General features: G+C 76.6%; 6 protein-coding genes. All 6 read left to right on the plus strand.

Annotation, left to right across the window (positions count from 1 at the left end; genetic code table 11):
- Positions 1-2,595: translation initiation factor IF-2 (infB, locus tag ACFU74_RS33690; RefSeq protein WP_380763771.1), on the plus strand; the 2,595-nt coding region annotated here is incomplete at its 5' end.
- 133 nt (positions 2,596-2,728) lie between these two features.
- Entirely contained in the window at positions 2,729-3,025 is a 297-nt protein-coding gene (locus tag ACFU74_RS33695) for a DUF503 domain-containing protein (RefSeq protein ID WP_380763773.1), read from the plus strand.
- 153 nt (positions 3,026-3,178) lie between these two features.
- Positions 3,179-3,622 carry a 30S ribosome-binding factor RbfA gene (rbfA, locus tag ACFU74_RS33700; RefSeq protein ID WP_350571237.1) on the plus strand — a complete coding sequence of 148 codons (444 nt, stop codon included), beginning with the start codon at positions 3,179-3,181 and terminating at the stop codon, positions 3,620-3,622.
- Between the two features lie 2 nt (positions 3,623-3,624).
- On the plus strand, positions 3,625-4,731 hold the full coding sequence (locus tag ACFU74_RS33705; RefSeq protein WP_380763776.1) for a bifunctional oligoribonuclease/PAP phosphatase NrnA: 1,107 nt from the start codon (positions 3,625-3,627) through the stop codon (positions 4,729-4,731).
- Between the two features lie 47 nt (positions 4,732-4,778).
- Positions 4,779-5,708 (plus strand): tRNA pseudouridine(55) synthase TruB, encoded by a 930-nt coding sequence (gene truB, locus ACFU74_RS33710; protein ID WP_380763778.1) that lies wholly within the window; start codon positions 4,779-4,781, stop codon positions 5,706-5,708.
- Positions 5,709-5,893: 185 nt separating this feature from the next.
- Positions 5,894-9,498: serine protease (locus ACFU74_RS33715; protein WP_380763780.1), on the plus strand; the 3,605-nt coding region annotated here is incomplete at its 3' end.

Below are 9,498 nucleotides of genomic sequence, written 5' to 3' on the forward strand. Positions count from 1 at the left end.
GCCGGTCCGCGTCCGGGCAACAACCCGTTCACCTCGGGCAGTGCCACCGGCATGGCCCGCCCCGGTGACCGCCGTCCCGGCGCGCCGGGTGCGCGTCCGGGTGCTCCGGCCGGCCAGGGCGGCGACCGTCCCCGTCCGGGTGGCGACCGTCCGCGTCCGGGTGGCCAGGGTGCCCCCGGCGCCGGTGCCCCCCGTCCCGGTGGCGACCGTCCGCGTCCGGGTGGCCAGGGTGCCCCCGGCGCCGGTGCCCCCCGTCCCGGTGGCGCCCCGCGTCCCGGTGGCGCGCCGCGTCCGGCCGCTCCGGGTGCCCCGGGTGCCGGTGCTCCGCGTCCCGACGGCATGCCGCGTCCGGCCGGCCCGCGTCCGACCCCGTCGGGCATGCCGCGTCCGAACCCGGGCATGATGCCGCAGCGTCCGGCCGGTCCGGGCCCGCGTCCCGGCCCGGGTGGCCGTGGTCCGGGTGGCCCCGGCGGCCGTCCGGGTGCTCCGGGCGGTGCCCGTCCCGGCTTCCAGGGCCGTCCGGCCGGTCCGGGCTCGCGTCCGGCCGGTGGCGGTGGCTTCGGCGGTCCGCGTCCGGGTGGCGGTGCTCCCGGCGGTGGCGGTGGCTTCGGTCCCCGTCCCGGCGGCTTCGGCGGCCGTCCCGGTGGCCCGGGTGCCCGTGGTGGCACGCAGGGTGCCTTCGGCCGTGGCCCCGGTGGCCGTCCGGCCCGTGGCCGCAAGTCGAAGCGGGCGAAGCGCCAGGAGTACGAGGCCATGCAGGCCCCGTCCGTCGGCGGTGTGATGCTGCCTCGCGGCAACGGCCAGACCGTTCGCCTGTCGAGCGGCGCCTCGCTGATGGACTTCGCGGAGAAGATCAACGCCAACCCGGCCGCGCTCGTCTCCGTCATGTTCAACCTCGGTGAGATGGTCACCGCGACGCAGTCGGTCTCCGACGCGACGCTGCAGCTGCTGGCCGACGAGATGGGCTTCCAGCTCGAGATCGTCAGCCGGGACGACGAGGACCGCGAGCTGCTGGAGTCGTTCGACATCGACTTCGGCGCCGACGAGGGCGACGAGGACCAGCTGGCCCCGCGCCCGCCGGTCGTCACCGTCATGGGTCACGTCGACCACGGTAAGACCCGACTGCTGGACGCGATCCGCAAGTCCAACGTGGTGGCCGGCGAGGCCGGTGGCATCACCCAGCACATCGGTGCCTACCAGGTGGCCACGATGGTGAACGGCGAAGAGCGCCCGATCACCTTCCTCGACACCCCGGGTCACGAGGCGTTCTCCGCCATGCGTGCCCGTGGTGCCAAGTCCACCGACATCGCGATCCTGGTGGTCGCGGCCAACGACGGTGTCATGCCGCAGACGGTCGAGGCGCTGAACCACGCCAAGGCCGCGGGTGTGCCGATCGTGGTCGCCGTCAACAAGATCGACGTCGAGGGCGCCGACCCGACCAAGGTCCGCGGCCAGCTGACCGAGTTCGGCCTGGTGGCCGAGGAGTACGGCGGCGACACCATGTTCGTCGACATCTCCGCGCGCCAGGGCCTGAACATCGACCAGCTGCTGGAGGCCGTGGTCCTGACCGCGGACGCCTCGCTCGACCTGCGGGCCAACCCCGACCAGGACGCGCAGGGCATCGCCATCGAGGCCCACCTCGACAAGGGCCGCGGTGCCATGGCGACCGTCCTCGTGCAGCGCGGTACCCTCCGCGTCGGCGACTCGATCGTGGTCGGCGACGCCTACGGCCGCGTCCGCGCGATGCTGGACGAGAACGGCAACAGCCTCGCCGAGGCCGGCCCGTCCCGCCCGGTGCTGCTGCTCGGTCTGACCTCGGTGCCCCGCGCCGGCGACAGCTTCATCGTCGTCGACGAGGACCGCACCGCCCGCCAGATCGCCGAGAAGCGCTCGGCCCGCGACCGCAACGCCGCCTTCGCGCAGCGTCGGGTCCGGGTGTCCCTGGAGGACCTGGACAAGGCCATCGCCGCCGGCTCCATCGAGCAGCTCAACCTCATCATCAAGGGTGACGTCTCCGGTTCGGTGGAGGCCCTTGAGGACGCCCTCGTCAAGCTGGACGTGGGCGAGGAGGTCGAGCTCCGGGTCCTGCACCGCGGTGTGGGTGCCATCACCGAGTCCGACGTGGACCTGGCGATGGGCTCGGACGCCATCATCATCGGCTTCAACGTGCGCGCCGAAGGCCGTGCGCGCGCCGCGGCCGACAAGGAAGGCGTGGACGTCCGGTACTACTCGGTCATCTACCAGGCGATCGAGGAGATCGAGAGCGCGCTCAAGGGCATGCTCAAGCCGGAGTACGAGGAGGTGCGCCTCGGCGCCGCGGAGATCCGCGAGGTCTTCCGCTCCTCCAAGTTCGGCAACATCGCCGGTGTCCTGGTCCGCGACGGCATCATCCGCCGCAACGCCAAGGCCCGCCTGCTGCGCGACGGCAAGGTCGTGGCGGAGAGCCTCACCATCGAGGGTCTGCGCCGCTTCAAGGACGACGCGACCGAGGTCCGCGAGGGCTTCGAGGCCGGTGTGACCCTGGGCTCGTTCAACGACATCAAGGTCGACGACATCATCGAGACCTACGAGATGCGCGAGAAGCCGCGCGCGTAAGCGGGTGGCTGCCGGGGCCGGTCGACGGGTGGAATTTCCGTCGACCGGCCCCGGTCCTGCTGTGTAGGGTCCGGGGAGCGGTCCGGTTCGGGGCCGCTCCCCGAGGCCTCCAGGCCGGCTTGGCCTGTCACACATGTTCGTGGGAACACTCACCTTCGACCTGCTGCTGGGCGACGTCCGGTCGCTCAAGGAGAAACGGTCGATCGTGCGGCCCATCGTGGCCGAACTGCAGCGCAAGTACAGCGTGTGCGCTGCCGAAACCGGGAACCAGGACCTGCACCGCAGGGCCGAGATCGGCCTGGCGGTGGTGTCCGGCGAGGCCGGGTACATCACCGAGGTCCTGGACAGCTGTGAGCGGTTGGTCGCCGGCCGCCCCGAGGTGCAGCTGCTCTCCGCCAGGAGGCGCTACCACAACGACGACGACGAATGAGGACTGTGGAGCCGGTCGGCGCGAGTCGCCGTTCTCACACAGATCAGGACCGAGAGCGCCCACAAGGCTGGGCGCGGGCCGGTACTTTGGGGCAGGGGCCCCGACGGGCACGCAGCACGCCCGAGTACCCGGCCCACTGCACGAGGAGGCAACGTGACCGACACCGCAAGGGCGCGCAAGCTCGCCGACCGCATCCAGGTGGTCGTCGCCCAGACCCTGGAGCGCCGGATCAAGGACCCGCGACTCGGGTTCGTGACCATCACCGACGCACGGGTGACCGGGGACCTGCGCGAGGCCACCGTCTTCTACACCGTCTTCGGCGACGACACCGAGCGTGAGGCCACGGCCGCCGCGCTGGAGAGCGCCAAGGGCGTGCTCCGCTCCGAGGTCGGCAAGCAGACCGGGGTGCGCTTCACCCCGACGCTGACCTTCGTCGCGGACGCGCTGCCCGAGAACGCCCGGAACATCGACGACCTGCTCGACCGGGCCCGGGCCATCGACGCCGCGGTGCGCACCACCGCAGCGGGCGCGACCTACGCCGGCGACGCGGACCCGTACAAGGTCCCGGCGTCCGAGCGTGACGACGAGGACGAGTAGTCATGGCGGGTGAGCCGGCGGCGGCCGGTTCCGCGGCCGGTACCGGTTCGACCACGGGGGCGTCCTCCACCGACACGGTGGAGGACGCCCTCGCGGTGCTTCCGGGACCGCGCTCCGAGGAGAGCGGGTCCGAGCTGGTCTGGCAGCAGGTGGTCGCGGAGATCGGGCGGGCCCGGTCGGTCGACCTGATCTGCCACATCTGCCCGGACGGCGACGCGCTCGGCTCCGCGCTGGCGGCCGCGCTGGCCCTGCGCGGGCTGGGCAAGGAGGTCCGGGTCTCCTTCGGCGACGACCCGCAGATCGTCCCCGAGTCGCTGGCCTTCCTGCCCGGCCAGGAGCTGATCGTGCCGGCCGCGGCCGTGCCCGACAGCCCCGAGCTGGTGCTCTGCTTCGACGTCGCGGCGGAGAGCCGACTCGGCCTGCTGCACGACAAGGCCTTCGCCGCGCCGGTGCTGGCCGTCCTCGACCACCACGCCTCCAACCCCGGCTTCGGCACCCACCAGCTGATCGACCCGGGCGCCCCGGCCACCGCCGTCCTGGTGGACGAGCTGCTGCGCCGGCTCGGCGTGGAGCTGGACCAGGACCTGGCCACCTGCCTCTACACCGGGGTCGCCACCGACACCGGTTCGTTCAAGTACCGGGCCACCACCCCGGCGACGCACGAGCTCGCCGCGCGGCTGCTGGCCACCGGCATCCGGCAGGACCTCATCTCCCGGCAGCTGTGGGACACCTCCTCCTTCGGCTACCTCAAGGTGCTGGCCGGGGCGCTCGACCGGGCCGTCTACGAGCCGGAGGCGGCGGACGGGCTGGGCCTGGTGTGGACCTGGGTGCCGTACCAGGACCTGGTGCTGTTCAGCGTGACCGTCGAGGAGATCGAGGGCCTGATCGACATCCTGCGCCGCCCCGCCGAGGCCGAGGTGGCGCTGGTGCTCAAGCAGGACCCGGACGGCACGCTGCGGGGCTCCTCGCGCTCCAAGGGGGCGGTGGACGTCGCGGCCGCCTGCGCCGAGCTGGGCGGCGGCGGGCACGTCTTCGCGGCCGGCTTCTCGGCCCGGGAGGACGTCGACGTCGTGGTGGAGCGTTTCCGGGCCGCGCTGCGGGTTCGGTAGCTTTGCGGTGCGGTTGATGTGTGTAGGGCTTTGACAGAGAGAACTTGATGAAGCGCAAAGGCACCGGTCCGGACGGCCTGGTCATCGTCGACAAGCCGGAGGGCATCACCTCGCACGGGGTGGTCGCCAAGCTGCGGTGGCTGGCCGGGACACGGAAGGTCGGCCACGCCGGCACCCTCGATCCGATGGCCACCGGTGTGCTGGTGATCGGGGTCGAGCGGGCCACCCGGCTGCTCGGCCATCTGATGCTCACCGCCAAGACGTACGAGGCGACCGTCCGGCTCGGCCAGACCACCGTCACCGACGACCGGGAGGGCGAGGTCACCTCGTCGACCCCGGCCGACGCGGTGAGCCGGGAGGCGATCGACGCCGGGATCGCCGCGCTCACCGGCGAGATCATGCAGGTGCCGTCCAAGGTCAGTGCGATCAAGATCGACGGCAAGCGGTCGTACGCGCGGGTGCGCGAGGGCGAGGACTTCGAGCTCGCGGCCCGGCCGACCACCATCCACGCGTTCACCGTGCACGGGCAGCGCGCGGCGGTGGCCGAGGACGGCACGCCGGTGATCGACCTCGACGTCACCGTGGAGTGCTCCTCCGGCACCTACATCCGGGCGCTCGCCCGGGACCTCGGCGCCGGGCTCGGCGTCGGCGGCCATCTGACGGCGCTGCGGCGCACCAGGGTCGGGCCGTACGGGGTGGAGTCGGCGCGCACCCTGGACCAGCTGGAGGCAGCGGTCACCAGCGGCTCCGCCGCGGGGCTGGAGGTGCTGCCGATCGCCGAGGCCGCGGCGGCCGCCTTCCCCCGCTGGGACCTCGACGCGGACCAGGCGAAGCAGCTCTCGCACGGCGCCCGGCTGAAGGCGCCCGGGATGGGCGTGGACGGGCCGATCGCGGTGTTCGGGCCGGACGGCACCTTCCTGGCCCTGGTGGAGGAGAAGGGCGGCCAGGCCCGGCCGGTCGCCGTCTTCGTCGGCTGACCGGAGCGCACGCGACCCGGGCCGGGGCCTCACCCGTGCGGGGGAGCGCGCGAGGTGAACGGCGGTCGTGACCGGCGCGGGCGCGGTCGGTCCGTGCTCGCGCCGGGCAGGCTCCCCGGCGGCGAGCAGGTCGCCGCGACGAGTCCGCTCCCGGGCCGGCCGGCCCTGCGGGGAGGGCTGCGGGCATGCCGGGACTGCGGGGCTTCAGGGCCCCTTCGGGGGAGGCCGACGCCGGGACGGGCGAGGCCGGGGCGGGCGACACGGGCCGTTCGCTGCTGCGGATCCGCGACCGGGACGGACGGCTGCGCGGGCTCGGCTTCGTCGTCGACCGGCAGGGCACCGTCCTCACCGCCCACGAGGCCGTCGCGGACCTCGACGGGGTCGTCCTGCACCTCTCCGACGGGCGGACCCGGGCGGTGGGCCCGGAGCACGTCCGGCCGCTGCCCGGGCACGGGCTGGCCCTGCTGTGCGCCGACCCGGCCGACGGGCCGCCCGGCCCGCCGCTGCCGCTGGCCGTCCCACCGGAGGACGGGGGCGGTGAGGGGCTGCTGGTTCCCGTCCCGGTGCGGGGCGAGGGGCGCGCGGACGGGCGGACGGTGCTGCTGCGGTGCGGCCCCGCCGCGATCACCGGGGCGGTGTACCCGCAGGCAGGCCGGTTCCATCCGATCGGCGGCGTCCTGCTGCTCGACGTGCCCTCGGCGGCGGACGCGGCGGCCGTGCCCGCCGGGGCGCCGGTGCTGGACGCCGGCAGCGGCGCGGTGGTCGCCGTCGTCGCGCCCGGGCTGCGCACCCCCGGACGGCCGGGTCCGCCGACCGCCGTCCCGGTGCCGGGCACCGGGACGGTCGGGCCGGCGCTCGCCGAGGTGCTGGCCCGCAACGCGGCCGACGTTCCCGGGTACGGGCGCGCGCTCAACCTCGCCGGGGTGCTGAGGCTCACCGCCGCCCAGGTCTCGGCGGCGGGCGCCGGGCCGGGCCGGGTGGCGGACCTGGCGGCAGACCGGGTGGACCGCCCCGACGGCCTGGCTGAGTGGGCCGAGCTGCTGACGACCGGGAGCGCGGCAGGGGGCGGGGGCGCGCCGATCGGGCCGCACGCCGGGTCTTCGGTGGTGTTCGGGGGCGCGGAGCCCGCCGGTCACGCCGGGGTGGTGGCGCTGGTCGGGGCGGCCGGGTCGGGGCGGAGCACCGAGGCGGCGGCGGTGGCCGCGCGGCGCGGGGGCGGGCGGTGCCCGCAGCCCACGGTGTGGCTGCGCGGGGCCGACCTGACGGCCGGGGACCTCTCGCTCGCGGGGGCGGTGGAGCGGGCACTCGCGTCGGCGGCGGCCGGGCTGGAGGTGCCGCCCCCCGGAGCGGCTGCGGTGGCGGAGCTCTGCGCGGCGGCCGGACGGCCGCTGCTGGTGGTGCTGGACGGTCCCGAGGAGTCGCCGGTGCCGCTCGGCGCGGACTGGCTGCGGGCCTCCGCCGGGTGGCTGGCGGCCGGCGGCGCGCGGCTGCTGACCGCCTGCGGGGAGGAGGCCTGGGCGGGGCTGGCGCCGGGCGCGGCGGCGGGCGACATCCTGCTGCCGGTCGGCGGCGGGGGGCGGCGGGCGGGGACGGTGCGGGTGGTGGTCCGGCGGCTCGGGCCGCTGCCCGACGGTGCGGCGGACCGGGTGCGGCGCCGGTACGGACTGCCGCCGGGGTGGCCGGCGCCGGCGGACGCCCGGCACCCGCTGGCGGTCCGGCTGGCGGGGGAGCTGTGGGCGGAGGGGCTGCGCGGGGAGCCGGTACGGCGCAGCGAGCTGTTCGCCGCCCACCTCGACCTGTGCTGCCTGCGGGTGGCCCGGCGGCTCGCCGAGGACGGCCGTTCCCGGCGGCCCGGGGCCCACCGACGGGGCGCCGTCCGGCCGGCCGGGGAGGGCACCGGGCGGGTGCGGCGGACGGCGGCGGCGGTGGCCGGCCGGGTGCACGAGGCGGCCCGGCGGATGCTCGGCGCCGGGGAGGGCGGCCTGGGCCGGGCCGCGTTCGAGGAGCTGTTCCCGGCGGCCGGCGGGTGGGCGGCGGCCGTCCTGGCGGAGGGGCTGTTCGTCCCGGCCGGGTCCGGCCACCGCTTCGCGCACGGGGAGTTCGCCGACTGGCTGCAGGGACTGCACCTGGACCTGGACGCGGCGCTGCGGCTGCTGCTCGGCGAGGCCGCGGACACCCCCTCCCCGCCCGTGGACGGGACGGCGGGGCTCCGGACGCCCGGCGCGTGCGCGACCGTGCCGCGCCACCGGATCGGCCCGGTGGCCGCCGCGCTCCGGCGGATCGGCGAGACCTGGGGCGCGCCGGCCCTCGATCCGTGGCTGCACCGGCTCTGGCGCGCCGTGGACCTCCGCCCGCCGGGCAGCGAACCCGCTTGGTGGGCCGCCGCCCTGCTCACCGAAGGCCTGGCGGCCAGCCCCGGCATCGGCGAACACCGGGCGCTGCTGGAGCAGTTGGCCGAGCGGATCGTCGAACGGGCCGCCGTCGCGGGCGGGTTCGAGCGGCTTCCGGCGCCGGGGTTGGGCGGGTTCGGCCCGGCGTTCTGGGCCGCCCTGGGGCTGCCGCCGGAGCGCGACCTGGACCTGCTCCGGCGGCTGGTGGCCGCGGACGGGCCGGACCGGCCGTTCCTCGCCGCGACGGCCGGGCGGCTGCGCGCCGATCCGGCGGGTGCGGTGCCGCTGCTCTGCGCCTGGTTCGGCGATCCGCGCGGCCTGCCGGGCCGCCCCGGGGTCACCGTCGCCGACCTCGCGCACGACCTGCTGTTCGCCCACCGGTCGCTGGCGCTGGACGACTTGACCGAGGCGCTGGCCGGGGCGGCGCACCCCCGGGCGGACGCGCTGCTGGCCGTGCTGGCCGTCGAGGAGCCGTCGGCGCTCTGCCGCGCGGTGGACCGCTGGAGCCACGACCCCCGGCCCGAGCGGCACGTCGCCGCCGCGGTGCACGCGCTGCGCACCGCCCCGTACGCCCGCGGTGCCGGGCCCGAGCTGCTGCGGTTCACCGCGCTGGCGCTGCTGGCCAGGGAGGACGAGCCGGCCCTGCACGGCGCCGCGCTGGCGCTGCTGCTGCGGGACGAGCGGAGCCGGGCCGGGCACCTGCCGGCGGCGCTGGCCGCGTACCGGCGCGGCGAGGACCGGTTCCTGACCGTGCGGGCGCTGGCCCCGGCGCTGGAGAGCGATCCGGAGCCGGTCCTCGCGGCGCTGGCCGACCGGCTGGGCGTCCCGGGCGGCCCGGCTCCGTCCAGCTCGGACCGGACCGCCGCGCCGGTGGCCGGGACGCTGCGGGTACTGGCCGACGCCCGGGCGCCGCTGGCCACCCGGCGCGGCGCCGAACTGGCGGCCCGGCTGCTGCGCGACCGGCCGGCCCTGGCCGGGCCGGTCGCCGTCGACTACCTGGGCCGCCGACTGGCGCACGGGACGGTGGCCGGGGCGCCGGCCCGGCTGGAGCTGCGGCTGCTGCTGAGCAGCGTCCTGGCGGCCCGGGCGGTGGCCGTCCGCCGGCCGTTCGCCGAGGTGCTGTCCCGGCCGGTGCCGGACCCGGTGGCGGACGCCCTGCGCTGCGAGCTGCTGGACACCCTGCTGGCCACCGAGGGGGACCCGGAGGTGCTGGCCGCCGCCGTCGCCGGGCTGGCCGAGCACTGCGCGGCGGAGCGCCCGGCCCGGGCCCGCGCGGTGCTGGTCCGGGCGGCCGCCGGACTGCCGGACGCGGACGCGCTGCTGGTGCGCTGCGCCGGCCGCTCGGCGGCGTTCGCCGCGCTGCTGGCGCGCTGGCCGCGGGACGAGCGCCCGGCCCGCCC

Source organism: Kitasatospora sp. NPDC057500, assembly GCF_042802195.1.
Taxonomy (GTDB): Bacteria; Actinomycetota; Actinomycetes; order Streptomycetales; family Streptomycetaceae; genus Kitasatospora.